Annotated in this window: 29 protein-coding genes and 1 other annotated feature (1 of these 30 running past the window's edge); of the genes, 4 read left to right on the top strand and 25 right to left on the bottom strand. The window is 30.0% G+C overall.

Going from position 1 to position 24,626, the window contains the following annotated elements:
• Nucleotides 1-65 precede the first annotated feature (65 nt).
• The 6 genes from KQ51_RS08040 to KQ51_RS08065 all read right to left on the bottom strand — a co-directional run bounded on the left by KQ51_RS08040 (nt 66) and on the right by KQ51_RS08065 (nt 4,628).
• Entirely contained in the window at nt 66-791 is a 726-nt protein-coding gene (locus tag KQ51_RS08040) for an amino acid ABC transporter ATP-binding protein (RefSeq protein ID WP_038471046.1), read from the bottom strand.
• A complete protein-coding gene (locus tag KQ51_RS08045; RefSeq protein WP_158497959.1) occupies nt 788-1,555 on the bottom strand; it encodes an amino acid ABC transporter permease in 768 nt (255 codons plus the stop codon). The genes KQ51_RS08040 and KQ51_RS08045 overlap by 4 nt, the downstream gene beginning before the upstream one ends.
• The gene (locus KQ51_RS08050; RefSeq protein ID WP_052609382.1) at nt 1,548-2,354 is read right to left on the bottom strand and encodes a transporter substrate-binding domain-containing protein; all 807 of its coding nucleotides are present in this window, start codon (nt 2,352-2,354) and stop codon (nt 1,548-1,550) included. Before KQ51_RS08050 ends, KQ51_RS08045 begins: the two co-directional genes overlap by 8 nt.
• Nucleotides 2,355-2,466: 112 nt before the next feature.
• Nucleotides 2,467-2,904, bottom strand: coding sequence for a MarR family winged helix-turn-helix transcriptional regulator (locus KQ51_RS08055; RefSeq protein WP_038471050.1), 438 nt, complete (start codon nt 2,902-2,904; stop codon nt 2,467-2,469).
• A gap of 91 nt (nt 2,905-2,995) precedes the next feature.
• Nucleotides 2,996-3,715 (bottom strand): YebC/PmpR family DNA-binding transcriptional regulator, encoded by a 720-nt coding sequence (locus KQ51_RS08060; RefSeq protein ID WP_038471051.1) that lies wholly within the window; start codon nt 3,713-3,715, stop codon nt 2,996-2,998.
• A 52-nt stretch (nt 3,716-3,767) separates the two neighbouring features.
• The gene (locus tag KQ51_RS08065) at nt 3,768-4,628 is read right to left on the bottom strand and encodes a CvfB family protein (RefSeq protein ID WP_052609384.1); all 861 of its coding nucleotides are present in this window, start codon (nt 4,626-4,628) and stop codon (nt 3,768-3,770) included.
• A gap of 140 nt (nt 4,629-4,768) precedes the next feature.
• Here KQ51_RS08065 and KQ51_RS08070 point away from each other — a divergent pair, with 140 nt between their 5' ends.
• The 3 genes from KQ51_RS08070 to rpsT are packed head-to-tail and all read left to right on the top strand — an operon-like array spanning nt 4,769 to nt 6,105.
• On the top strand, nt 4,769-5,317 hold the full coding sequence (locus KQ51_RS08070) for a putative ABC transporter permease (protein ID WP_038471053.1): 549 nt from the start codon (nt 4,769-4,771) through the stop codon (nt 5,315-5,317).
• Between the two features lie 33 nt (nt 5,318-5,350).
• Nucleotides 5,351-5,785 (top strand): YaiI/YqxD family protein, encoded by a 435-nt coding sequence (locus KQ51_RS08075; RefSeq protein ID WP_038471054.1) that lies wholly within the window; start codon nt 5,351-5,353, stop codon nt 5,783-5,785.
• A 59-nt stretch (nt 5,786-5,844) separates the two neighbouring features.
• Nucleotides 5,845-6,105, top strand: coding sequence for a 30S ribosomal protein S20 (gene rpsT, locus KQ51_RS08080; RefSeq protein WP_038471057.1), 261 nt, complete (start codon nt 5,845-5,847; stop codon nt 6,103-6,105).
• A gap of 35 nt (nt 6,106-6,140) precedes the next feature.
• On the opposite strand, the gene holA is transcribed toward rpsT, so the two are convergent.
• From holA to KQ51_RS08095, 3 genes are read right to left on the bottom strand one after another with little or no spacing between them, the layout of a single operon-like run.
• Entirely contained in the window at nt 6,141-7,109 is a 969-nt protein-coding gene (holA, locus tag KQ51_RS08085) for a DNA polymerase III subunit delta (protein WP_038471059.1), read from the bottom strand.
• 35 nt (nt 7,110-7,144) lie between these two features.
• Nucleotides 7,145-9,244 (bottom strand): DNA internalization-related competence protein ComEC/Rec2, encoded by a 2,100-nt coding sequence (locus tag KQ51_RS08090; protein ID WP_038471061.1) that lies wholly within the window; start codon nt 9,242-9,244, stop codon nt 7,145-7,147.
• Complete coding sequence (locus KQ51_RS08095; protein ID WP_038471063.1) at nt 9,216-9,779, bottom strand: helix-hairpin-helix domain-containing protein; 564 nt, start codon at nt 9,777-9,779, stop codon at nt 9,216-9,218. The genes KQ51_RS08090 and KQ51_RS08095 overlap by 29 nt, the downstream gene beginning before the upstream one ends.
• Before the next feature lie 104 nt (nt 9,780-9,883).
• On the opposite strand from KQ51_RS08095, the gene KQ51_RS08100 reads away from it, so the two are divergent.
• Complete coding sequence (locus KQ51_RS08100) at nt 9,884-10,639, top strand: DUF975 family protein (RefSeq protein ID WP_038471065.1); 756 nt, start codon at nt 9,884-9,886, stop codon at nt 10,637-10,639.
• A 53-nt stretch (nt 10,640-10,692) separates the two neighbouring features.
• On the opposite strand, the gene KQ51_RS08105 is transcribed toward KQ51_RS08100, so the two are convergent.
• The 16 genes from KQ51_RS08105 to alaS form a co-directional block, all read right to left on the bottom strand.
• Complete coding sequence (locus tag KQ51_RS08105) at nt 10,693-11,361, bottom strand: class I SAM-dependent DNA methyltransferase (RefSeq protein WP_038471067.1); 669 nt, start codon at nt 11,359-11,361, stop codon at nt 10,693-10,695.
• Nucleotides 11,358-11,699 (bottom strand): ribosome silencing factor, encoded by a 342-nt coding sequence (gene rsfS, locus KQ51_RS08110; protein WP_038471069.1) that lies wholly within the window; start codon nt 11,697-11,699, stop codon nt 11,358-11,360. Before rsfS ends, KQ51_RS08105 begins: the two co-directional genes overlap by 4 nt.
• Nucleotides 11,696-12,280 carry a bis(5'-nucleosyl)-tetraphosphatase (symmetrical) YqeK gene (yqeK, locus tag KQ51_RS08115; RefSeq protein ID WP_052609386.1) on the bottom strand — a complete coding sequence of 195 codons (585 nt, stop codon included), beginning with the start codon at nt 12,278-12,280 and terminating at the stop codon, nt 11,696-11,698. Before yqeK ends, rsfS begins: the two co-directional genes overlap by 4 nt.
• Nucleotides 12,277-13,374: a ribosome biogenesis GTPase YqeH gene (gene yqeH, locus KQ51_RS08120; protein WP_038471071.1), complete on the bottom strand. Its 1,098-nt coding sequence runs from the start codon at nt 13,372-13,374 to the stop codon at nt 12,277-12,279. The genes yqeK and yqeH overlap by 4 nt, the downstream gene beginning before the upstream one ends.
• 1 nt (nt 13,375) lies before the next feature.
• Complete coding sequence (locus tag KQ51_RS08125; RefSeq protein ID WP_052609388.1) at nt 13,376-13,936, bottom strand: YqeG family HAD IIIA-type phosphatase; 561 nt, start codon at nt 13,934-13,936, stop codon at nt 13,376-13,378.
• Between the two features lie 61 nt (nt 13,937-13,997).
• Nucleotides 13,998-15,788 (bottom strand): YgiQ family radical SAM protein, encoded by a 1,791-nt coding sequence (locus tag KQ51_RS08130; protein WP_038472017.1) that lies wholly within the window; start codon nt 15,786-15,788, stop codon nt 13,998-14,000.
• Nucleotides 15,789-15,792: 4 nt separating this feature from the next.
• Nucleotides 15,793-16,458 (bottom strand): M48 family metallopeptidase, encoded by a 666-nt coding sequence (locus KQ51_RS09535; RefSeq protein WP_052609390.1) that lies wholly within the window; start codon nt 16,456-16,458, stop codon nt 15,793-15,795.
• A complete protein-coding gene (locus KQ51_RS08140; RefSeq protein ID WP_038471073.1) occupies nt 16,458-17,150 on the bottom strand; it encodes a 5'-methylthioadenosine/adenosylhomocysteine nucleosidase in 693 nt (230 codons plus the stop codon). The genes KQ51_RS09535 and KQ51_RS08140 overlap by 1 nt, the downstream gene beginning before the upstream one ends.
• 42 nt (nt 17,151-17,192) lie before the next feature.
• On the bottom strand, nt 17,193-17,657 hold the full coding sequence (gene greA / locus KQ51_RS08145; RefSeq protein ID WP_038471075.1) for a transcription elongation factor GreA: 465 nt from the start codon (nt 17,655-17,657) through the stop codon (nt 17,193-17,195).
• Between the two features lie 25 nt (nt 17,658-17,682).
• Nucleotides 17,683-18,315: a uridine kinase gene (udk, locus tag KQ51_RS08150; RefSeq protein WP_038471077.1), complete on the bottom strand. Its 633-nt coding sequence runs from the start codon at nt 18,313-18,315 to the stop codon at nt 17,683-17,685.
• 105 nt (nt 18,316-18,420) lie between these two features.
• Entirely contained in the window at nt 18,421-19,611 is a 1,191-nt protein-coding gene (locus KQ51_RS08155; RefSeq protein WP_052609392.1) for a peptidase U32 family protein, read from the bottom strand.
• 11 nt (nt 19,612-19,622) lie between these two features.
• Nucleotides 19,623-20,507, bottom strand: coding sequence for a peptidase U32 family protein (locus tag KQ51_RS08160; RefSeq protein WP_038471081.1), 885 nt, complete (start codon nt 20,505-20,507; stop codon nt 19,623-19,625).
• Nucleotides 20,508-20,512: 5 nt separating this feature from the next.
• Nucleotides 20,513-21,133, bottom strand: a complete 621-nt coding sequence (locus tag KQ51_RS08165) for an O-methyltransferase (protein ID WP_052609393.1) — start codon at nt 21,131-21,133, stop codon at nt 20,513-20,515.
• A 3-nt stretch (nt 21,134-21,136) separates the two neighbouring features.
• The gene (locus KQ51_RS08170; RefSeq protein ID WP_038471083.1) at nt 21,137-21,388 is read right to left on the bottom strand and encodes a DUF1292 domain-containing protein; all 252 of its coding nucleotides are present in this window, start codon (nt 21,386-21,388) and stop codon (nt 21,137-21,139) included.
• A gap of 12 nt (nt 21,389-21,400) precedes the next feature.
• Nucleotides 21,401-21,817, bottom strand: coding sequence for a Holliday junction resolvase RuvX (ruvX, locus tag KQ51_RS08175; protein ID WP_038471085.1), 417 nt, complete (start codon nt 21,815-21,817; stop codon nt 21,401-21,403).
• Nucleotides 21,814-24,441 carry an alanine--tRNA ligase gene (alaS, locus tag KQ51_RS08180; protein ID WP_038471087.1) on the bottom strand — a complete coding sequence of 876 codons (2,628 nt, stop codon included), beginning with the start codon at nt 24,439-24,441 and terminating at the stop codon, nt 21,814-21,816. Before alaS ends, ruvX begins: the two co-directional genes overlap by 4 nt.
• Nucleotides 24,442-24,479: 38 nt before the next feature.
• Nucleotides 24,480-24,626: a binding site (T-box leader), on the bottom strand (it continues 57 nt past the right edge of the window).

The raw sequence follows: 24,626 nt of genomic DNA on the forward strand, positions 1-24,626 counted from the left end.
CTAGTGCTTAGTAATATTATCATATTATAAAATTTTGTCAAATAATATATTACATATTATAAGTTTTATTCCCACAAAAAGACATTTGATAAATAATCTTTTAATTCTTTTGTTTGTGGATTATCAAGAATTGCGACGTCACCTTGTTCAATGATTCTACCGTCTTGCATGAAGATAATATAATCTGCTGCTTTTTTTGCAAACAGGATTTCATGAGTTACAATTACAAAATTCATATGCTCTTCTCGTAGTTTAAGGATTGTTTGTAGTACCTCTTGAGTTAATACGGGATCAAGAGCACTTGTTGGTTCATCTAAGAACATCACTTCAGGGTTCAAGGCTAGTGAACGAACGATACTTACACGTTGAGATTGTCCTCCTGAAAGTTGTTTTGGATATTTATGAATATGTTCTTGAAGATCAAATTTAGTAAGTAATTCTAAGGCTGTTTTTTCAGCATCTTCAATAACTATGTTATGAACTTTTTCTAAGATTATTGTGATATTTCTTAATACTGTTAAATGAGGAAATAATGTGTGTGATTGAAAAACAAATCCAATCTTCTTATAATACTCATCTTTATTTGTATCTTCTAAATGATGGTCGTTGACACATATTTTACCTTGTTCTGGTATTTCAATTAAAGATAGTAATCTTAATAATGTTGATTTTCCAGCACCTGAAGCACCAATTAATGCAATACCACTACGATCTTTAATATCAATATTAATATTGTTTAGAATTAATTTATCATCATATGATTTAAATAATTTATCAACTTTTAATCTCATACTCCGTACCTTCTTTCAAACCATCGTGCTAGTCTCAATAGAGGGATGGTTATAATTAAGTATAAGAAGAACATAAGGACATATCCTTCCATGATGGCAAGTGAAGATAAACTAGCTCTTTTTATTTCTGCATATAATTCATTTACTAGCATTACATGAAGTAATGTTGATGATTTAATAACATAACTAAAGTTACCAATAAGCGGTGGGATTATCACTTTAATTAATTGAGGTAATATGATGTATCGGTATTTTTGATATGTTGTAAAACCAAATACTTGCATTGCTTGGTACTGGGTATGATCAATTGTTTTGATTGCCCCTTCAAATGCATTTTTCATATAAGGTCCCATATAAATACTAATAGCTATAATCCCAACTATAATTGGTTCTACACCATTACCAAATTCAAAGATTTGACGAAACGGAGCAAAGATGAAGAAATACATAAATGTCAAAAATACAACTAAAGGTATTCCCATAATTACTTCGTTATAAATTGTAGACAAGTGTTTCAGATAACTATTTTTACTATTAATCGCTAAATATAAAACAAAACCAATTATTACACTTAAGATTAATGAAACAACACTAATCAAAATTGTTAGTAAGAATCCATTGAAGATCAATTGTGATTTTTCAGAAAGACGAGAAAGATCAAAATTATTCCTACCTGGATATAAATAAATGAATAACGCAAGAAAAGCCCCATAGGTTAACAGGGCTAATATGTATGTCATTCTATTTTTATTCTTCTTATTCACCTAAGTAAATCTCTAAACCTTTACCAGGAATGTCTGCGGCGATATCCGCATCATACTTTAGAGCTAAACGATCGAATACACCATTCACTTCTAACCCAGCAATAAATTCATTTAAATCTTCCAGTAATCCGTCATCGCGTCCTTCTTTTACTGCCATACCAATTGGTGAGTAATCTACAGCTTCCCATAATAGACTTGTTGTATCAGGATTCACATTATTGATAGCTGCTGCTGTTGATGCACTAATAATAAATGCATCAGCTGCACCGGTAATAATTGAAGCAGCTGCAGCTTCTGTATCAAGTACTTCATTGATTACAGGATTAGTTGCTTCTACAGTTGGAATTGTTAAACTGATAGTTGAAGCAGTTCCAACAAAGCTAGCTCCATCTACTGCAAATAGTTGTGCTTTAGTTGTTACATTATTATCTGTTGCAAATGTTTTATTCATTACGGTAATCAATGGATAAAAGAAATAAGGTTCACTAAAGTCAACACTATCTTCTCTATCCGCAGTAATTGTCATTGAAGCTAAAATAACATCTATTTGTCCAGAATCTACTGCAGGAATTAAGTTAGAGAAATCCATATCGATGATTTTTATATCTCTTCCTAAGTATTCACCTAATTCTTCTGCTAGACCTACACTTATTCCATAAGGGTCCCCATTTGCATCTACATCTTCAAATGGTGGCCAATTTAAATCCATACCAATTACTAATACGTTGCTTTGTATTTTACATGCCGATAATGATAACGTAAATATCACTAACATAATTGCTAAAATAATCTTTTTCATAGTATTCACTCCTCTTATATATTTATTATAAATAAGTATTAGTTTATAAACAAACAATATGGTTATTTAATTGTGTCTTCAAACACTTCATATTATTGGCAATGTTTCCTAACTAATTGTCTAAATCATGACCTTTGAAATTATTTAGTAGTTTAGCTAGTAAAGACTTTAAAACCAGTTTCTCATCCAATGAAAAGTCCTTGTATTGAATATTATATAGTCCTTTTGAAATTTTAAACATACCTGGCAAAAAAGCTTTACCTTTTTCGGTTAATCTCACTAGTTTATTTCGTTTATCTTCTTGATCAACACTTAAAAAGAGGTAACCGTATTTTTCTAATTTCCGTACTAGAGTTGTCATTGTTTGCGGAGTTTTCCCAACTCTTCTACTTAGTTCTCTATAATTCATTTTCTCTTTGTTTTGAAAATTGATTAAGATATTTCCGTGTGATAAAGAAAAGTCATTAACCCCACTTTTATTTAACTCAGTTAAAATATAATTACTCATTTCGGTATTAATTTTGGAAATCACATTCATTAGATCATCCATATAATCCTCCAATAGTTCGACGTCGTACTAATATTACTACGGTATCGTACTAATGTCAAAGGAAATAAAAAAAGAGCAAAAAAGCTCTTTTTTATTCTACTTCTAAATCAACGTTATGATATACTTCTTGAACATCTTCAACTTCGTTAACCATGTCCATAAATTTATCGAATTGTTTTCTTGTTTCTTCATCAATTTTTATTGAATCAATTGGATACCAACCTTGTTCAGTATCAACGATTTCAGCACCTGCTTCTTCTAAAGTTGATTGGATTTTAGTTAATTCATATCCATCAGCTTCAACTTCAACAACGCCTTCTTCTTCAGATAAGTCTAAGACATCTAAATCAGCCATTAGTAATGTTTCTAAGACTTCTTCTTCGTCCAAACCTTTAACATTGATATAACTTAAATGTTTATATCCATGTTCTACACATCCACTAACACCAAGATTACCATTTGATTTAGTAAAACAATTTTTAACTTCACTTACTGTTCTATTTACATTATCTGTTAGAGTATCAACAATAAATGAAACACCATTAGGTCCAAATCCTTCATAACGAATTGGTGTATAATCTTCACCAATTCCTTTTTCAGCTTTTTGAACATTACGTTTAATTACGTCTGTTGGTACTTGATCTTTTTTAGCCTTATCAATTAAATGTTTTAATGCTAAGTTTGCATCTGGATTAGATCCACCTTGTTTAGCACTCATGTAGATTTCTTTACCATATCTTGAATATAATCTACTTTTCTTTAACATTGTTTTAGCCATTGCGGCTTTTCTCACTTCAAACTTACGTCCCATAATTTCACCTACTATAAAATTTTTGTCCTATATCATTATATATTAAGATATTTTATTTATCAATATTTACTAAAGATGTTTTGTCTTTTTCTAGTAATACTAGTCCTTGTTTATATAGAGAACCTAAAGCTCTTTTAAAGGCGCTTTTACTCATATGGAAGACAATACTAATATCATCACTACTTGATTTATCTGTATATTCCATAACCCCATCATTCTCTTCTAAATACTTCTTAATGATTAGTGCATCAGCACTAATGATAATTTCTTTTTGCTTATTGATAGTTCCACTATATTGGTAATTCCCTTTATCTATTGAAACTTTTATTGTTTCTTTTTCACCTAAACGGTATTCTTTTCTCATATGTTTAAAGTAGACGTAAATACTATGTCCTTCTTCTGTAAAGAAGATGTTACCTTCTTCAGTTTTATAGACATTGAACGCTACATATTCTTTTCCTACTTCTAAGTCTTCTGTCGCTTTTAGATATTTGTTGATATCAAATCTAGGGACAAATTTAGCAGTTAATTGGTTTTTAGAAACTCTTAATCTGACAAATAATCTATCGCCTTTTTGCGGCCATTCATTTCTAATAAATGGCAAATCATCTCTTGATAGTAATAAGTCTTTGATTAATCCCATATTCAGGAATATCCCTAAACGGTGGTTAACGTCAACAACATCTAAAAACCCTGGATTATCTAAATCTACTATTGGTTTTGTCATTGTCGCTGTTATTCTTTTTTGATTATCATAATAAAGGAAAACTTCAACGTTTTCTCCATCTTCTAATTCTCTTGTTATTTGTTTCTTATGAAGGAATATTTCTGTTTCTTCATTACCTAACATATATGCAAATTCTGTTTCTCTTAAGACTGTTAGAGTATTATAATCACCCATAATTAAATTCATAGAAATCACCACCTATTAAAAGTATAGCAAATATTTCGCTTTTATTACAATAACATGTAAAAATAGTTAATACAATCATATTGTTAATTATTGAGAAAACAGTTTATTAGTTCTATAATAGATATTAGGAAGTGATTACAATGAATAATAACTTCAAAAATAAATATTATTATATTTTTAAACGTTATTTTATGTATTTAATTGCATACAGTGTTGCGGGGTTTATTTTAGAAAGAATCATTAATATGATCTTTTTAGGTGATTGGTATGACAATAGCGTCTTAATTGGCCCCTATCAACCGTTATATGGTTTTGGACTATTATTAACTATTATCTTTTTTGAGAATGTATACCGTAAAATAAAGGGGATTAAGGACATTTATAAAGAGATCATCTTTATTGCTGTTGCTATTTTAGCTACAGGACTTGTAGAAGCTATTACTGGATTTGGTTTTGAGTATTTATATGGTATCCACTTATGGGACTACAGTGATACATTCCCTTGTAGTATTCAGTATGTTTGTATTTATCCAACAACAATTTTTGGGATATTAAGTTATCTGGTCATAAAATATATTCATCCTTTAATTTCTCGTCATATCGAGAGGGTTAGTAATGTTTTATTCTATACTATATTTGTAATATTCATAACAGATATAATTTTCACATTAATTACTTTAGCAAACTAAGAAAGATATGGTAATATACATATTGGTGATAACATGAGAATAATGGTAGATGCGGACGCATGTCCTGTAAAAGAAATAATTATTAAACTAGCAAAAAAGTATGAACTTGAAGTTCATATGTTTTTTGATAATTCTCACGTTTATAAAGATGGTTATAGTACTGTCTATATCCTTGATAAAGGAGCAGACAGTGTTGATTATGCTTTGATTAATAAATCGTTTAAAGGTGATATTGTCGTTACGCAGGATTACGGTGTAGCTACTATGGCACTTAGTAAACGCGCTTATCCTATTAATCAAAATGGATTGATTTATAACGATGATAATATTATGTCATTACTAACCCAAAGAGCTACTAATCAAAAACTTAGAAAGCATAAGAAAATGAAAGGTCCGAGGAAAAGAACGAAGGAAATGGACATAAAGTTTGAACAAAGCTTATATTTATTAATTAATAGTAAATTATAGTTGCTTTTTTGTTTTTGTTTTGATACAATTACTATGCTTGTTAAATGGAGGTGACATAAATGGCTAATATTAAAGGACAAATGAAACGTAATCTAACAAATGAAAAACGAAGATTAAGAAACGCAAGTTTAAAATCTAGTTTAAAAACTGCATTAAAAAATGTTGAAACTGCAATAGCTGAAAATAACAAAGAAGCTGCTACAGTTGCATTGGCTGACGCATTCAAGAGATTAGATAAATCTGTAACAAAAGGTATCAATCATAAGAACTATGTCGCTAGACAAAAATCAAGACTTGCTAAATCAGTAGGTACGTTATAACAATAAAATAAAAAGACAATTTAAATTGTCTTTTTTTATTTACCTAAAATGAATAATTCTAAACCGATTTTTTTATCGATTTGGCCAGTTTTAATTTTATAGTCCATATCTTCCAATGTCTTTAGATACTTTATAACTAAATCAGTACTTACTCCACGAGCATTTTTCATTATATAGTATGCTCTACCACTGGTAGCGTTAAAGTATTTAGCTATTGCTGCTTTATCTCTACCTTCTTTAATTAGTAATTTAGTATGAAGGATTTCACGGTATTTAGTAGCTAAGATTCCTAGTATTCTTAATGGATCTTCACTATGCATTATAAGGTCATTATAAACTTCCAATGCTTTACCACGATTATTATCTAACAGCAAATTAGTTATCTCGTAAACGTTGTCTTCAACGTTCTTCGTGGTAACTCTTTTTATTATATCTATATCTACTTTACGTGTTCCTTCTGCGTATAAGATTAGTTTTTGTGTTTCATTTACTAATACTTCTGTGTTATTTTCTACTCTTTTTAGCAGTTCATTTACCGCTTCTGGGTCGATTGCTATATTGTTCTTACCTAATTGTCTTTTAATCCAACTTCTAGTATCTTGATCTTTTAATGGTTTACAATCTTCAACAGTACTATGAGATTTTAAGAATTTAGTAATTGCTTTACGTTCATCTAATTTATCATAAGGTGCATGAATTATAAACAGAGTATCACTAACAGGCGACTCCAAGTATCGATTGAATGCATCCATATTGTGTTTAATTTCTTTTCTTGGTTTTTTTTGATTACTCAAAAAGTAGGCATTTTTAATAATAACAGCCTTTTTGTCTGACATAAAAGGGATCGTAGATGCATCATTTATTGCATCTTCTATATTTCTCTCTTCCATATCATAAGACGTTACATTAAAATCATCAATATGATGTTTTGCTATTAATTTATTTGTCTTTGATTTGATGATATAAGAATCATTCCCAAAGAATAAAAAAACACTATCGTTCATAGGTTTCACCTCATTAAATATTATAGCATAATAACCTATGGCTTGTTATAGTTTTTTCTCTCAAAACCAAATAAATATTCAACTTCAATTGTACCATGCAAATCGGTTCTGTGTACTGTTATATTCCTTTTCTCATAACGATTAATAACAAAGAAATCAGGATGTTCAAATTTATTGTATCTATAAACCATAATAAATACTTCTTCAGGTTTTACTAAATCAAGAAATTCAATAGAACTACTCGTACTTGAACCATGGTGAGCGACTTTCAAATAATCTACATTTATATTATATAAATCTATGAACTCCAATTCTCTTTCCTTTTCGGCATCTCCGGTAAACAAGTAATGTCTATCATCTATAAAAACACTGATGACTATAGAGTTATTATTCTCATTTTGATTTAGACCTGATAAATCATATGCAAACAAGTCAATCGAACCACACGTTAAAGACCTACCTGAGTACATTTCAATATTGTTTGGAGTGATTATATTTTTCACTCTAAAATTGTCAATAATGTCTTGCATTTCTCCATAGTGATCACTATGGAAGTGCGAAATAATTAAATAGTCTAAAGTCTTAATATTATTGTTATACAGATAATTAACAACAGAATCGTATTGATCCCTCTCACCAGTGTCGATTAAAATGTTACATCGATTAAAATTATCAGTTATGACTGTAGCATCTCCTCTTACATCTAAGAAGGCAACTTTCTTCTCAAAATGAAATAGATTTGAATTCATAAACAATAAACTAAAAAAACTAAGTAATACCAAAAACTTGATTCTATGCCTTTTATGAGTGAAATATTGCATATAGGAAACAACGATTATATAGTAAATCATAACTTCCCAAATTGAAATAAAAGTTCCTTTTAGGATAAAATTATCAATATTCGTTGAATATGAAATCAACGCATTGTACGCTTTAATAAAGACATTTAGTAGCGAGTCAAACAATGGAAAAATGAATGTTATATATGATAATGGTAAAAGTATATATGTCATACCTATTAAGAAGAATATGTTAAATATCAGAGTAAACAAGTTAATTTGATGATTTAGCGACAATATTATGGGAATTGTACTCAAAAATGATATAAATCCGACTGTAAAAAATAATTTTACTCCTGAAAAATTTCGTAATATATCCAAACTCATCAAGAGAAAAAAAGTTACAAGAAACGAAAGTACAAAACCAGGATTCATAAAATAGTAAGGATTTAGAAATATGAGCAAAATGAAAACAAATGAAAGAATATCAATATTACTTAACTTCATTTTCATTTTTTCATTCAAGATCAATAACACAAATACCAACGATGCTCGTACCACACTTGGTGTGAACGAAGTAACTATCATATAAAGCAACAACAAAATCGTAATAAATACATCTGATTTACCTTGCGAGAATCTCATTGACTTCATTATCTTTCTAAGCACCAATACTAGTATTCCTACATGAAGTCCACTAACAGCAAATAGGTGACTAATTCCCAAGTAGTTTATATCCTCTCTAAGATACTGGTCAAATTCACTTTTATCAGCTAAAACAAATGTTTTTACATAGCTTTTTGATAAAGGTATATTACTATCTATATAATTCGCTAAGTTAAAACTAATAACACCTATATTGAATCTATGATCCAAGTATTCATAATCATCAGCAAATAACTGGTACTTTATTCCTTTTGATAGTAGATATTCCTTATAATTGAAGTTTCCAGGGACAGTTTGCTCATTCGGGATTAGAAGTTCGCCCTTAACACCATATATGTCACCAGGTCGCATTTCAGCTTTATCACTCAAGTATATGTTGACTAATTGTCCATCAACCTTTCCAATAAATGATGTGAAATCATCTCCTTGCTTTACCTCTATAACTTCCACTACAAGTTGAGCACTATTTTCTAATCGATACCTTCCATGATAACTGTATATAGCAACGAATACAACAGACACTACAAGTATGGATAATAGAATGTCTTTATGGTTATTATAGACGTAAATGGCATAGAATACAGCTAGCACACTATACCAATAGTTACTTATAATCAGTATTGTTATAACTAATGAAATCCCAATGTAAACAATCCTATATCTATACGGTAATAAGTGTTTTAATCTCATTAAATGTTGCTTCTCCAATACCAGGTACATTCATTATATCTTCTATACTATTAAATGAGCTAATATTGTCACGATAGTCAATGATACTTTGAGCTGTAGACGGTCCTATTCCTGGTAGTGTTTCTAAGGTGCTTTTTGATGCAGTATTTAGATTGACTACGCCATTACTATTTTCATTATTAACATAGATATTTCCTGTGTAATCCTCACTAATATTAGGTATGTAAATATACATTTCATCATACAATAAAACACTTTGATTCACCACTGCATGATCAGCTTCCTCTGTAAAACCACCTGATAGGTTGATTAATTGGAATAATCTGGTTCCAGCCTCTACCTTATATACTCCAGGGTTTAATACAGAACCTTTAATATCGATATATATGTACGACTTATTTACTACCTGTTCATTTTCGGTGATTGGGACAATTATATTTGGTTCCTTTTCGAAATCGAGTGATAATACAACCGATATTAATACAATCACAACAACTGCAATATAGATATAATATTTCTTAATAAACTCTTTCATTTATACCACCTCAAATATATAGTACTAATGTAAGTGTGTTATTACTTTCAATTTTACCCATTGAGTGGTAAAATATAGTAGAAAATTAGTATAGGAAGTGTTTTATGAGTAAATCAATTCGAGAAATCAAAAAAGAATCTAAAACACGTGTGAACAATCACTTTGGAGATGCCTTCATAATAGTATTTGTTCCATTTTTCATCATGAATGCTATTAATATACTTCTTGGCCAAATAACAAAGTTTCTACCTGACATAGTTGAGTTTTACGCCGACTTCACTATAGAGATGTTATTCAATATATTCGCTACTTATCTCGCTTTCAAACTCCTAATACAACACGTTAGAGGTAAAAACGATTTAACTTTCAATAATTTCTTTCATTTAGATAAAGGTTTTTATAACTTCATATTCTTAAGAGTTATAGTTGCTTTAATATTTGTAGTTGCTCTTATTCCTGTTTTCCCTGTGATACGAGAACTATTTACTCAAGTATCTATTATGGTTGATCCCCATGCAATAAGGGTTTATTTAACTAATTCAGATATCATACCGAGATTTATCCAATCAATTAGGTTGTCTGCTTTACTAATTGTAATATTTTGGTTATTTACAATCAGACTACAAATGGTACCCTTTATAATAATAGATAAGAAAATTAGTCTTTTCGATGCATTTGAGTTAAGTTTTAAAATAACTAGAGGTAATTATTTTAAAATTCTCATTTTCCCATTCACCTATATCTTATGGTTATTACTTATTTTCACATTTGTTGGTACATTCTATGTAATACCACTTATCGTTGTTGGATATGGATATTTGTATTTAAATTTGATGGATACTTACGAAGCAAAACAATAAATAAAAGGACGAAAGTCCTTTTTTATTTTATACTGATTGTATATAAAAAAGAATTATCTTTTTTTACATAAAAGGATAATTCTTTCATCTGTTTTTCGCTTCTTTTGAATGAATAGATTGGCTTTATTAAGCAGTTCTTTATATTTTTTAAGTGGAAAAGTAGTTTGAAAATGTGTTTCAGTTATCTTTCCAAATTTCAGGGAATGCTTAATTTGATTTGGTACATTTGTTTTAGCTACATGCCATTCAAGTAAATCGTCTTCAAGTAAAATGTCTTCTTTGTAATTATGCACTTTATTCATATGTTGTGGTGTTAAGAAATCAAATGCAAAAATACTATTATCGTTCATTGCTGAACTAATGTTTTCGAATGCTCGTAATGTCTCTTGCTCATTAGATAAGTAGTTCACAACGTCACTTGTCATAGTAAATACATCATAAGACATATTAATTGGATCAAGGATATTGTGAATATACAGATTTAAGTGTACTCCTGCGATAACTGCGTTATTATAGGCTCTTTCAAGCATTGGTGAAGAGATATCTGTCCCAGTTACTGTGAAGTTGTTTTCAGCTAATTTAATTGCTAATGGTGCAGTTCCAGTACCTATGTCAATTGCAGTTCCTTCAGTATAGTATTTAGTTATCATTTCATAGTAGATATCGTTTAATTCATAATCAACGAATTGATCATAATATGAAGCGAATTTTTCATAAATCATTTTATTTCATTCATCTCAACTTTTCTAATTTCAACAAGCATTTTCTCTAAATCATAGTATTCTCTTTCTTCTTTGGTAAAGACATTAACTACGATATCTTTTGTATCAATTAAAACCCATGAATTTGAGTTCTTCCCTTCAACTCTTGGATGTGGGAAGTTGTGTTTAGCTAAATCATCTGTGATATGGCTAATAGCTGCTTGAAGTTGACGATCACTTGTTGCACTTGAAATAACTAAATAATCAAAAAATGGTGATTTCTCTCTCATATCGTATATTTCAATATCGCTTAAGTTAACACTTTCTAATGCTTCAACAACTACTTCAATTTTTTTCATACTTTTCCTCCTAATATGTTGTAATAAAAGTCTCTAGCTAAGTAGGCACTTTTGGGAACTTGTCCCCCTGTATTTTCATAAAAGATAATTGAATCATCAATTGCTGTATAGACAGCTAAATCAATATTTTCAAATGCAATCTCTCGTACTTTAACACAAGAATCGTAAGTTCTATTTGGTTCTATATAATCACTGATAAAGATGATTTTCTCATACATTGTCATATCTTTTCTTCCAATAGTATGATATTTAATTGCATCTAAAACATCTGTATCTTTGATATTATACACTTCTTTAGCGACAACATATGCACTAAATGCATGCAATATGTGTTCGTTGAACTCCTTTACTATTTCATCAGCATTATCAAAATGCTCATGAATAAGTTCGATGTTCTTTTCTTTTGGATAATACTTTGTAATATCATGAAGTAATGCAGCTGTTTCTAGTTTTTCAAGATCCAGATGATGAATCTCACCTAGTTTAACTGCGGTATCTCTAACACCTAAAACATGTTTTAGGCGGTTAGGTTTATTTTTATATACGGTTTGTATTTCACTCAGTAAATCCTTACTTGTCATATAAGAGCCTCCCTGATATAAGGGGTTAAAGCTTTATGAACATAGACTTTAACTGTGACATTTCCTTTCACAGTTATAAAACCTAGACCTGGAATTACAATATCTGATTTATATCTTGGATTAACGTTAAATGTATGTGGTACCAATTCATCTGTTTCGTTTTCAAAAACAGGCTTTAATAAATCACCAAGATGATTTTTCTGTAGTTCATCAGCTTTTTCTAACTTTGTTCTATGAATATTTAAAGCTTGACTAAAGTAGCATACGAATGGCGTTTTCTCACCTTTTATATAATCAACACGAGCCAGTCCACCAAAGAATAAAGTTTGATTTGATTCTATTTGATAAACTCTCGTTTTAATTTCTTTTTTAGGGGTAATAATTTTTACTGCATTTTGATCAATATAATGCGTAATTTGATTATGATTGATGATACCCGGTGTGTCAATTATGTGGTTATCACCAATTGGTATCTTAATTACATCAAGAGTAGTTCCTGCGGTTTGACTAACAGTAATAATGTCCTTTGGTGCATCAGCATACGCTTTTAATATTGTATTAATAAATGTTGATTTACCAACATTTGTTGCACCTACTATATAGATATCTCTATCTTCTGCATATTCCATTATTTCATTAATAATTTTATCAATATTTTTATATTTCAAGGCACTCATTAAGAAAATATCCAGTGGTTTTAAGTTATTGTCACTAACTATCTTTCTTAAGTGGTGTAACAATTTTGCTTCCTTAATACTTTTAGGTAACAAATCAGTTTTATTAGCAATAATAATTAAATCATTATTATTTGTTAATTTAGCTATTTGAGGAATCATCGAACCTTCAATATCAAAGATATCAATTATCTTTACAACAAGTGAATTACTATTACCTATTTCACTTATAATATGATAAAAATCTTCTTCAGTAATCTCTGTAGGGATAATCTCATTATAGTTTTTCAATCTAAAACAACGACGACATACAATGTCTTCGGATTCTTCAGTTAATTTGCTTTTAGGGACGTATCCAGCTTGTTTTTGATTCTCTGTTTGGATAACACTCCCGCAGCCAATGCAGCGTAATTCTTCCATATTATTTCCTCAAATCTAGTTTTAAGTCGTTATATTTATTTGGGTAATGCTTTTTAATTTTTCCTAACATTCTTTGCTCGGTTTTTCGGTTTATTTTGGTATACCATTTCTCTGTTTTCTTTTTTAATGGATTTACTAAAACGCTATAAACGTTAACACGATTAGCTGCCCATATATCTGTCATTAATTGATCTCCAACTAAGATAGTTCGATCTAAGTCTTTAACAATAGCACTACTAATTGCTTTGTTTATACCAACTAGTAAAGGTTTTCTTGCGTTGGCAAACCCTTTAATATTAGTTTTTTCGGTAAACTTATCAACACGACTTGGGATATTATTAGAAATTAAGATTAGTTCAAATCCAATTTCTTGTAGTTCTTTAAACTTTAGATTAATTTCATTTGTCGGTAGTTGCTCATCATATGAAATCAATGTATTATCTAAATCACTAAGGATTGTTCGATACCCTTTTTTATATAAACCTTTAAAATCTATCTCAAAAAATGAATTATGAAATTCACTTGGAATAAATCTTTTAGTTTTTAGAAATAAATGCAACATTTTTATACCTCCATCAATTAATCTTATTATACTAAAATGTTATCTAGTTGTCTAAGTTTAATTAGCGTCTTGGTTTGATTAAACAATGTTTATCAAACCCAATTAAATCTTCTCTTTTAGCTAATTTTAAAGCTTTAAGTACTAAATTGTAGTTTTTAGGATTACGAAATTGAATTAAAGCTCTTTGCATTGCCTTATCTTCTTTGGATCTTGGAATATAAACAGGTTCCATTGTTCTTGGATCCAAACCTGTATAATACATACATGTTGATAAAGTACCCGGAGTTGGGTAGAAGTCTTGGACTTGTTCAGGATAATAACCTAAACCTTTGATATAAAGAGCTAGTTCCACTGCATCTTTAATTGTACTACCAGGGTGGCTAGACATTAAGTAAGGTACTAAAAACTGATTTTTGTCATATTTCTTGTTGATTTCATAGTATCTTTTTACAAACTTATCATAAAGTTCTCTTTTTGGTTTGTTCATTTTTTCTAATACATCGTCACTAATGTGTTCTGGAGCCACTTTCAGTTGCCCAGAAATATGATGTTTCACTAACTCATGAAAGAATGTTTCATCTTTATCATACAACAAGTAATCATATCTTATTCCACTTCTAACAAAGACTTTTTTAACTTTGTCTAAGCTACGAACTTCTCTTAAGATTTCTAAATAATTATTGTGAGTAACTTTTAATAACGGACAAGGTTTATCTTCTAAACATTGCTTATCTAAACAGATACCTTTAGTTTTTTGTTTATTACAAGCTACATCATAGAAGTTAGCTGTAGGACCTCCGATGTCATGGATATATCCTTTGAAATCCTCATAATTAGTAATGATTCTAGCTTCATTAACTATCGATTCTTTTGAACGTGATTGAATAATTCTTCCTTGATGATAAGTTAAAGCACAGAAACTACATCCTCCGTAACAACCTCTATTAGCAATAATCGAGAATTTCACTTCATTTATCGCTGGGATGTGACCAAGTTTTTTATAAACCGGGTGATAATCTCTTTCATATGGGAGATTATATATGGCATCCATTTCATCTTTTGTTAATGGATGATTTGGGGGATTCTGAACTACATTATGATTACGATATCTTTCAAGTAATGGTTTTGCACTAATGTGGTCAACATTTTGATATTTAATATTGAAACTTTTAGCATAGACTTTTTTACTGTTCAAAATCTCATCGTAAGATGGTAATTCAATTGCATCTTCAGGAATATATTGTGGATTCTTTGTTCTAAAAACAGTACCTTTAATAAAGATAATATCTTTAATATCCAAACCACTATTTAGGTAATCAGCGACTTCAATGATACTTAATTCACTCATCCCATAAATTAGCAAGTCTGCTTTACTGTCAATAAGAATACTTTTTCTAACTTTATTACTCCAGTAATCGTAGTGCGCCATTCTTCTTAAAGAAGCTTCAATACCACCAATAATAATTGCACTATCTGGGAACAATTCTCGTACTGTAGAAGAATATTTAATTGTTGCGTAGTCAGGTCTTAGACCCATCTCTCCGTTAGGACTATATTGATCTTTAGTACGACGTCTTTTCGCAACTGAATAATGATTTACCATAGAATCAATATTACCACTAGACACTAAGAAACCAAGTCGTGGAGTTCCTAATTTTTTAAACTCCTCTTTATCATTCATATTTGGTTGAGCGATAATCCCAACTGAATATCCATACGACTCTAATAGTCTTGAAATTATGGCGATACCAAAAGAGGGATGATCGATATAAGCATCACCACTAATTAAGATAAAATCTAATTGTTCAATATTTCTTTCTAATAAGTCTTCTTTTGATATTGGTAAAAACATAATATCACCTATATATTCTTTTTAATTCAAATCTTAATTGCTTAAAATTTGGACATATTTTCTCTAACAATTGGTAGTACTTACTACTGTGATTTTGATGTATTAAATGAGCTATTTCGTGTAAATAGACATACTCTATATACTTCAGTTCATATTTGATTAAATGTAAGTTCAAATTTATGGTTTTCTTTGTAGCATTACAACTACCATGTCTGGTATTTGTATATCGTGTTTTATATTTAATATTAGATAAATCGATGTATTTATTATTCTGATATTTGCTATGAAGATAATAAATTACATCCATCATTTTCATTTTATAGAATTGTTTAATAACTTCATCTTTGATATCAGTGGTCGGTAAATCAATAGTGTTCTTTTCTTCATCTATTTGAATCACTTCCACATCATTCAATACTACTTTGTAATTCTCACCTAGTAATTTGAATAATGAATCATCTTCATCAATTGACTTTGTTGAATTTTTAAGTTTATTGATAAACCTAAAACTGTTTTCCTTGATATATTTAACCGCATCTCTTTCACTTTGATATTTAGATAGATTAATTTGGATATAACCTTCTCTTTTGAAGTAAAAGTATGTGTTCTTGTTCTTCTTTTTGGCTATTTTGTAGGGTATTTCAGTATTTAGCAATGATATATACTTCATTATAACTCCTTGATTAACTCTCGTAATACTACACTAGCTTTGATACTTGCTTCTTCAACAAATTTATCAAAGTCTTCACCTTGAGTTTCATCATCTAATACGTCACTTATTGATCTATATATTATAAATGGTATTTTGTATATAGAAGCAGTATGTGCTATCGCACAAGCTTCCATTTCAATTGCTAGAATATCATTATAAAGTTCATTAACTTTTGCGATAGTTTCTTTAGATGTTACAAATTGGTCACCTGATGCAACTTTACCTAAATGATATGCAATATTTGCATTTTCTAGAACTTTTATTGTTTTAGATATAAGTGTTTTGTCTGCTTTAAAAGTAGCATCCATTCCTGGTACTTGTCCATGAACATATCTACTACCAAAAGAAGTTACATCAACATCGTGATATAGTACTTCGGTTGAAATTACTATATCTTTATGAGTAACACCATTCTGTCCTCCAGCAACTCCAATATTAATAACGTAATCAACATCATATTCTTCTAGTAATTTGGAAGTTGTTATTGCTGCATTTACTTTACCAATTCCCGCTAAAACAATCACGACTTGCTTACCTTCAATCGTTCCAGTATAAAATGTTCTTATACCTCTCGCTTCTTCAGTTAGATTTGTGACTTCCTTTTTAATGGTTTCTAGTTCAATATCCATTGCTCCGATAATACCAATCATAATTAGCCTCCTAAAATGAAAATAAGAATGTAAAATACACTCTTATTTAACGTCAACTATTTTTACTTTTACTTCTCTTCCTGTTTCTGTTTTCACAGTAACAGTTTTACCTTTTTTGCTTCCGATAATTCCCTTACCGATTGGTGATTCATTTGAGATCTTATTATTTAGAGGATCCGCTTCTAAAGAACCAACTATAGTGTATTCTTGTTCTTCGAACTCACCAACTTTAATTACTACTGTTTTACCAATATTAACCTTATTAGTATGATCTTCTTTAATGATTTCGTAATCTTTTAAAATTCCTTCAATCTCTTTAATTCTAGCTTCAATTTGTGCTTGTTCATCACGAGCTGCATCATAATCTGCATTCTCTGATAAATCTCCTTGAGCACGTGCATCTTTTAAAGCTTCTAAGTTTCTTGCTCTGTCTTCTGTTTTAAGTCTTTCAATTTCATTTTGTAAATCTAAAAGACCCTGTTTGGTTAATTTATACGTTTTTTCCATAGTTTACCTCCACTACAATATGTTATTATACTATATTTTCATTTGAAATGATAGATTTTATTTTGGTGATAATTAAATCAACTGCGACATCATGATGTTTATCATTTGGGATAATTACATCAGCATATCTTTTGGTCGGTTTAACGAATGCAAAGTGCATAGGTTTAACAGTGTTTAAGTACTGTTTAATAACACTTTCCATAGTTCTCCCACGTGATTCCATATCACGAATTAAACGTCTTATGAATCTTAAATCATCATCGGCTTCAACGAATAACTTAATATCACATAAGTCTCTTATTCTATCATCTTCTAGAATAAGAATTCCTTCTAATATGATGATTTCTGTTGGTTTGATTACTTCTGTTTTATTACTTCTTGTATGATTTTCAAAATCATATAAAGGTTTAACAATATCATTACCTCTAACCAATTTTAAAATATGTTTAAACATTAAATCATTATCTAAACTGAACGGGTGATCATAATTTGCTTTAACACGTTCCTCCATAGACATTTCTGATTGGTCTTTGTAGTAATCGTCATGCTTAATAACAGTTACATTTTCTTTTTCAAAACTAGCAACAATTTTATCAGTAACTGTTGTCTTTCCTGAGGCACTCCCTCCGGCAACTGCGATGATAACTGGTTTTTTCATATTCTCACCTTTTCTTTAACAAAAGGAGTTAAAAACTCCTTGTTGTTTAGTCTTGTTGTAATTCCTAAATATATTATATATTAATATTATTTTTTTGCAAGTAATCTAGGGTTTAATTTTGCGAATCATATCATATTTTGAAACTTTGAAAGGAATAAATATTTTCAAGATTTGTTTTGGATGTCTTGCGGCATCTAAAACTTTATCCTCTTCATCCTTTATTTCTTCAACTTTAAATTTTAATGGTTCAATATTAGGACTAAAAACTTCTACTTCATCACCTGGCACAAAGTAGTTCCTTTGCTCAATTGTAGCGATAAAATTTTCCTCATCAAAGTCTCTGACTAAGCCAATAAACTCCTGAGTTGGGATTTCGCTTCGCATATTATACAATTGCTCATTTATGGTCGTCATACCTTCCATAAAGCCATGAGAGGTTAACCGATTTTCTGCTTTTTTAATTTCCATTAAGTATTTTGGCAAATCAATTTCGTGTTCTTCACATATACTATCGATCAGTCTTCTATATGTGCTAACGACTGTAGCAATATAATGAATTGATTTCATGCGTCCTTCAATTTTTAGTGAATCCACCCCAATATCAATTAAATCTGAAATATGTTTTACGGTTTGCAAGTCTTTAGAACTCATTGAGAATGCCATATCATCATTAAGTTTTTCTTCCCCGTCATATAGATCATAATTCCAACGACATGAATGAGCACAACCACCTCTATTAGCATCACGATCTGTCATATTATTAGACAAAGTACAACGACCGGAATAAGATACACACATTCCACCGTGAATAAACACTTCTAAATCGCATTTTGTATTTTCTCTTAATTCTTTGATTTCTTCTTTATCGAGTTCACGGGCTAAAACAACACGTTTTACGCCTTCCTCATACCAAAAATTAACACTTTCATAATTTGTTAGTGACGTTTGAGTTGAGATATGAACTTCTAAATCAGTATGTTCCTTAGCTGTTTCAATGATAACCGGTGAAGCACAAATAATTGCATCGACACCTACTTTTTCTAATTCTTTGAGATAATCTACTAAACCGTCAATATTGTCATTGTGAGGGAGAATATTAGTCGTTACATAGATTTTCCTATTGTACTTATGAGCAAAATCACAAGCTTCTTTTATATCTTTAATTTCAAAGTTCGAAGCTCGAGCTCTTAAACTGAACTTTTTACCACCAATAAATACAGCATCTGCGCCATATATTATAGCTATTTTTAATTTTTCTAAGTTACCAGCAGGCGCTAGTAATTCTGGTTTTTTCATATATAGGCCTCCTAGTATTTATCATAGACAGTTTTTTTGTATAAAAACCCACTGTCATGATTTTCTTTGTATTTATTGCTTATTTCTTTGGCTATTTCTTGGCTATTTCCTTTTAGGATATCTGAATAGTTTTTTGTCGTTTCTAATAGGTAATCCATGTCTTTAAAAATTCCATCAATAATAAACAAATCTAGTGATTTACTTAGTTCGTTTATTTCGTTGTATGATTCCATTGGTTTTTCTCTAAAAATGTGAGTACCATGTTCATCTTGGAAGACAGGATATGCTTCATCTCTAAGTTCTTCAATTAATCGTAGATTACGGTTTTTTACATAATCTTTTGATTCCTCATTATTAAATTTAAAGAAATTAGAAATAAGTGGTCTTCTTGAATGAAACATATTTAGGTGTCCATGTCCGACTAAACCAATATCTATATTTCGGTCTATACCAATTTCATTGATATCATGTAAGGTAATCTCTTTTGAAATAATAATTCCCTTGATACGTTTTCTAGTCCAAAAAGTTTTATCGTAGAAATTAGTATTTAGTGTTTCAGGGTTATAAATTAGCAAGTGCTCTAATTGCTTCTTTTTAGCTATATTATATAAACCTAAATCACCGAAGATAATTCCATCAACATTCAACTCTTTAATTATGTCTAAAAATTCTAGAATGTCAGTGATATCACTATTGTGTATAATTAAGTTCATTGAGATAATTATCTCTTTATTCAAAGATTTAATTATTTCATTAGCTTGTTTGATTTCAAATTCACTGAAAGAAGTAACTAAGCGATTAGCATATTTATCATTTCCTAAAATGAAAACATCAGCACCTTTGTTAGCTAACTTATTAATGTTATTTGTGTGAAACGGCGTTACTGCTAATTTCATACGTATCAATCCTTTTTTATACTCAAACTCATACCATCACCAAGGTGATATATATATGTGTCAAAATCGTCTTGTTCAACAACAAACTTATTAAATCTATCGATTTTAGCAACTAGTTGTTTTAAATTACGTTCTCTTATTTCTGCAACTACTAGTTCATGAAAAAGTAAATTATCAGTAATAATTACTCCGTTTTTAGTCAAGTTCTTTTTGTATTTATCAAAGAACTTAATGCTTTGTGCTTTTGCGGCATCGATAAAGATTAGATCATACGAACCAAGAGTTGATTCATCTACTTCTAAAGCATCATTGAAAATCTGGGTAATTCTATTTTCTAGATTATTATCAAAAATATTTTCTTTAGCAATGTTAAACATACCTTCATCTCGTTCGATGGTGGTAATTTCTACATCATTATTTAAAGCCATATTAATCGAACTATAACCTATTGCGGTTCCTATTTCTAGAATGGTTTTAATTCCTTTTAATTTAATGACTTGGTTGATAAATTTAATTCCTTCTTCATTAATAACTGGGACATTAAATTCTTCAGCATAACTTCTTAAAGAAACTAATACAGGATTAGTTTCTTTTTTATTGATGTTATTTAAGTATGCCTTAGGCACTTTTTACTCTTCTTCCGTAAATGAATCTAAGATATCTTGAATCATTTGGAATTCATCTTCAGAAGTAATTTCAGTTAAAGAACCTTCACCTTCATTTTCCTCTTCGTAAATAGCCGCCATTACCTCTTCATCTTCATTAGGTAATTTATAGATTACATATTTTTTTCCTGTATCAGGACTATCAAATGTAAGTATTATTTCATATTCTGTGTTGTTTCCGTTTTCGTCTGTGACGATAATTGTTTTCTCGTTCATATTTATTCCTCCTTATTTTAAACTGTCTAAATATCCTTGAAGGATAATTACAGCAGCCATAGCATCAATTGATTGCTTTCTTTTCTTTCTTTTTAATTTCTGATCTATCATCATATTCGAAGCCATTTTGGAAGTTAGTCTTTCGTCCCATAAGATGACTTTTATATTGATATTTTCTAAAATACTATCTTTAAAGGTCCGACAAGTCTTTGCTTGAATACCTTCAGTACCATCCATGTTTTTTGGTAGTCCTAATACTATTGTATCAATTTTGTGCTCATTTACTAAGGATAGTGTGTATTTTAATGCATTATCAAAGTCTTTATCCTCAAATTTTAATGTTTCGATTGGTCTAGCTAACCAGTTTAAATCATCGCTTACAGCAATCCCTAAAGACCTATCTCCTAAATCTAGTCCTAGTTTTTTCACATTATCAACTCTTTCACTTTTAGAAGTGCTTCTTCAATTTTAGAAGTATCTTTCCCACCAGCTTGAGCCATATCAGGACGGCCTCCACCGTTACCGCCTGTAACAATAGCAGCTGCTTTTGCGATATTACCAGCATGGATTTCTTTGTTTGCACTTTTAGCAATGAATGTTACTTTGTTGTTTGAAACGTTTGCGATAAAGACAAAACCATTTGGTAGTTTATCTAATAACCTATCCGCAAGTGGTTTCAAACTATTCTTATCTACACCTTCAACTCGTATTACTAGTTTATTATCAACTGCAGTTTTTAACATATCATCTAAATTTGATAGTGTTTGACTTCGAAGAGCTTCTTTGTATTCTTTATCTAACTCTCTTGCTTTATCTCCGAGCAATTGGAATTCTATACGTTTATTAATAATGTCTTGATAACTACCAATAATTTCTTCGTTTCTTGTAAAATTAAATGATAATTTAATTCCTTTTATATTAGCATCACTTAGGATTTTATTAACTTTATCCATAAGCTTATCCATTTCTTTATGGAACCCAGTAAATTGATTTTTAATGTTTTCTACAGCATTATTAGCATGACCGCTAATACGGTAAATACCACTACCTTTACTTTCAATACTAGCAATAGCAAATCTTTCGATTAGACCGGTATTACTAACATGAGTTCCACCACATAAATCGATAGTGTAATCCATATTAACAACACGCACTTTGTCAGCATATTTTTCACCAAATTCAGCGATTGCCCCCATTTGTTTTGCTTTTTCTATTGTCTGTTCTGTAACGTTTACTTTAATGTTTTTGTTTATTTTATCGTTTACGATTTTTTCTACTTTTAGCAATGTTTCATCATCTAAATTATCATAGTTATTAAAATCAAATCGCATAGCTTCGCTTGAAACATTAGAACCTTGTTGGGAAACATGTTCGCCGATTACTTCACGTAATGCTGCAAATAATAAATGAGTAGCACTATGATTGTACATTGTCATGTTACGATTATCTTTATCAACGATAGCTGAAATGATATCCCCATCGCTCAAATCATTATCTTTAATAACATGTAATGATTGTCCATTTGGTAGTTTTTGAACATCTTCAACAATAAATACTTTGTCACCATGTTTGATGCTTCCTTTATCGGCAACTTGTCCACCACTTTCAGCATAGAATGGTGTTTTTTCCAAAACAACACCTTCAGGGAAACTTTTTAGAACATAGGTAGATTCTTCTAATGTACTATAACCTGTGAAAGAATCTTGTTCTTTAAATTCAATGAACGCTTCGTTTTGGCTTTTCATAGAAACTAAACTTTTACGTGCGCTACGAGCACGTTCTTTTTGTTTCTCCATCTCCCTTTTAAATCCTTCAGTATCAACTGTGAAGTCATGTTCTTCAGCCATTTCTACTGTTAATTCTAACGGGAATCCATATGTATCGTATAGTGTAAATGCTTGTTTTCCTGATAAAACATTTTTATCGTTAGTTTCAATAATTTCTTCCAATTTCTTTTCACCTTGAACCAATGTTTCAAAGAACTTCTCTTCTTCAATTCTAATTAGTTTTGTGACTAGTTCCTCGGTTGTTTCAAGGTATGTATAGAACTCACTCATAGCTTTTATAATTGTTGGTACAAGTGTATATAAGAATGGTTTATTTATTCCTAAAGATTTACCATGTTTAATAGCTCTTCTTAATAGTCTTCTTAAAACATATCCTCTACCTTCATTTGAAAGAACTGCTCCATCACTAACTGCAAATACAACTGTACGTAAATGATCACTTATTACTTTATATGACATTTGTCCGTCATATTTTTCATTAGATAATTTTTCAATATCTTTAATGATAGTCATAAAAGTATCTGTCTCAAAATTGGTTTCAGCTTCTTGTAAAACACAAGCCATTCTTTCAAGACCCATACCGGTATCAATATTTTTATTTGGTAGTTCTTTATAGTCTTTTCGTTCTACTCCTGGTTTAGAATTAAACTGCGAGAACACGATATTCCAGATTTCAATAAATCGCTCATTCTCGATATCATCTCTTATAACGTCTGTCGTTAAATCACCAAACTCTTCTCCGCGATCAAAGAAGATTTCTGTGCAAGGTCCACATGGTCCTTCCCCTATCTCCCAGAAGTTATAATTAGTTTTAATAATATGTGCCGGATTTATACCTTCTTTTACCCAAGCTTGTAATGTTTCTTCATCAGTTGGATAAACTGTCATATATAATAAGTCTTTATCAAAACCGTAATATTTATCGCTAGTTAATAGTTCGAAAGCCCAAGGAATTATTTCATCTCTAAAATAATCACCAATACTAAAGTTACCTAGCATTTCAAAGAATGTATGATGACGTGCTGTTTTACCAACATTGTCAATATCATTAGTACGAATACATTTTTGAGCATTAACAATACGAGGATTTTTTGGAATCACACTTCCATCAAAGTATTTCTTTAATGGTGCAACACCAGCATTTATCCATAGTAAAGTCGGATCATTATTAGGAATTAAGCTTGCACTTTCCTCGATATTATGACCTTTGTCAGCAAAGAATTTTAACCAGATATTTCTAATTTCATTTGTTGTTAAATATTTCATATTTTCACTCCTTTAAAATAAAAAAAAGTCCGTCCTAAATAAAGGACGAACTTATTATAATCCGTGGTACCACCTTAGTTTCTATATAATATAGACACTTGATATCTTTAACGCAGATTATACGGGTATAATTAGTACCTCTTTAAAAAGTAGCTTCAGTAAATTATCATCTTAGTTTTCAGCAA

Source organism: Candidatus Izimaplasma bacterium HR1, assembly GCA_000755705.1.
GTDB lineage: Bacteria > Bacillota_I > Bacilli_A > Izemoplasmatales > Izemoplasmataceae > Xianfuyuplasma.